This is a genomic window from Pyrobaculum sp. (assembly GCF_049971835.1).
In the GTDB taxonomy this organism is placed as follows: domain Archaea; phylum Thermoproteota; class Thermoprotei; order Thermoproteales; family Thermoproteaceae; genus Pyrobaculum.
In genome coordinates this window covers 1-1,729 of record NZ_JBMFKV010000323.1, presented here as the reverse complement: position 1 = coordinate 1,729, position 1,729 = coordinate 1, and the positions used below count along the sequence as shown (strand labels likewise).

Here is a 1,729-nt window from a genome sequence, read left to right as displayed (position 1 = left end):
GCGTAGCCTCTCCCGTCTACTACTACTGTCACTGTTCTGCGCGTTGCGTTTGTGGAAATGCGCCAGACGTACTCCACACCGGCCTGGGGGCTGTCGCTGTAGATGATCTCTGTAAACGGCGTGGTGCCGTAAGACGTCTCCCTCGGCGACTTTAGCTTAAACCAGACGAATATTTTAATTACTTTCGCCGTAATCTCCCTCCTGTATGTAGTGCCGTTTATCTCTACCTCGGCTCTGTAGCTACCGGCGGTTTCTACCGTGAGCGACTTTGTCAGCGACGCCGCCTCTCCTGGCTCCAGTCTGTAGGGCTTGTTGTCCACCACGCAGATGGCCGTGGTGTTGCCTGTGTTTTTCACAACCACTCTGTAAGCCACGGCCTCTCCTGGCACCACCTCCACCTCCGCGGGGGCCTCCACCTCAGCTCCGCACGCCGCGTGTAGGTAGCCTACCTTTACGGGGATTTCCAGGAGGCCTAGACGTATGACATAGCTCCCCGCGGCGTCCACATACAGCGTTTTGTTTACCAAGGCCGCGGCGCCTGGCGGTATCTCTACGCCGTCCAGCCGCGCCGTTAGGTTGCCTACATTCTTCACCCTGGCGGTCACCGTGATGTTTTGCGGTAGCTTCGTCACGTTTATAGCCACAGGCTCGGCGACGAGGCGCGCCTCGTAATACCTAACCGCCATCACTTTTTCGTACTTCTTGCCGTTTACCACCACCGCGGCTCTGTACTCCCCCGCAGAAGTTGCGTTTATAGCCTTTTCCACCCTCCACACCTGGCCAGGGCCTAGCTCGCGGCTTTCGCCGTCAACCTCTACACGGGCCGCGGCGGCTCCTACGTTTTTCACCACCACGGTGTAGTTAATTAACGCAGGTAGCTTGGTGAGGTTTACCTCCGCAGGTGCCGCGATCTGCACCTCGAGGACGGGCGTGGGGGCGGAGCTTGTGGTAGTAGACGGCTGGGGAGTTGCGGGCGTGGTGCTCTGGGAAGTTTGGCTCGTCTGCGTGGCGGTTAGTGTTTGTGCTGGCTGTTGCGTCGTCTGCGTCGCCGTAGTGGGACCGTGGGCTGTCGACGTGGGGGCGGGGGTCGTCCACGGCGTTGTGGGTGTTGTAGTCGGCACCCGCTCTCCCTGAGGTGTTAAGAATATAATATATAAAGCCACGGCCACCAACGCCAAGATTAGCAACCACCATGCTCGCATAGTGGTGTAACCCGGTACATTTTTAAGTGTTGAGAACTGCCCGGAATCCCCCAGATAGTTCCGCTTTACTGGCGTAATCCAGCGGCGCGAGGGCGCCGCTACGGGCTCAGCTTCCTCATCCCGCCTATGGGGCCTAAAAGAGCAACAGCTCGGCCTCTTTAAGAGTCCCCCTCACGGGGTCGACCTCTAGGCCGAAGATCTCAAGCGCCGTCACCCCGACGACGATTAGATCTTCGGCCTCTCCGAAAATCACGGGCACCACCCGCCTCTCGCCCATTAAGACGAGGCCTACTTCTCCCACGTCCCTCTCCACGTAGCCGCCGAATGCCTTGAACCTACGCCTCCTCAAGGGCTTCACGCCGAGCGACTCGAGCACGTCTCTCCTCACCACGGTGTATAAAGCCCCCGTGTCTACCACGCCTTCTACCTCAACGACCCGCTCTGGCGCGGCTGGGTTGAATACGCCGACCCTAATCTTGATGATCATATAGCCCAACTCCGCGTCAGGTTAAAAAGTTGCGGCTCGT

1 protein-coding gene and 1 pseudogene are annotated in these 1,729 nt (G+C 58.8%); both read right to left on the bottom strand.

What is annotated here, in order from left to right:
• Positions 1 to 1,202, bottom strand: a pseudogene (locus ACP5J3_RS14225) (hypothetical protein); the annotation flags it as partial.
• A gap of 133 nt (positions 1,203 to 1,335) precedes the next feature.
• The gene (locus ACP5J3_RS14220) at positions 1,336 to 1,689 is read right to left on the bottom strand and encodes an aspartyl protease (protein ID WP_428496281.1); all 354 of its coding nucleotides are present in this window, start codon (positions 1,687 to 1,689) and stop codon (positions 1,336 to 1,338) included.
• Positions 1,690 to 1,729: the final 40 nt, after the last annotated feature.

What these genes read in the sequence shown, in the direction of transcription:
- ACP5J3_RS14220 (WP_428496281.1), bottom strand. Translation starts at nt 1,689, where the DNA reads ATGATCATCAAGATTAGGGTCGGCGTATTCAACCCAGCCGCGCCAGAG.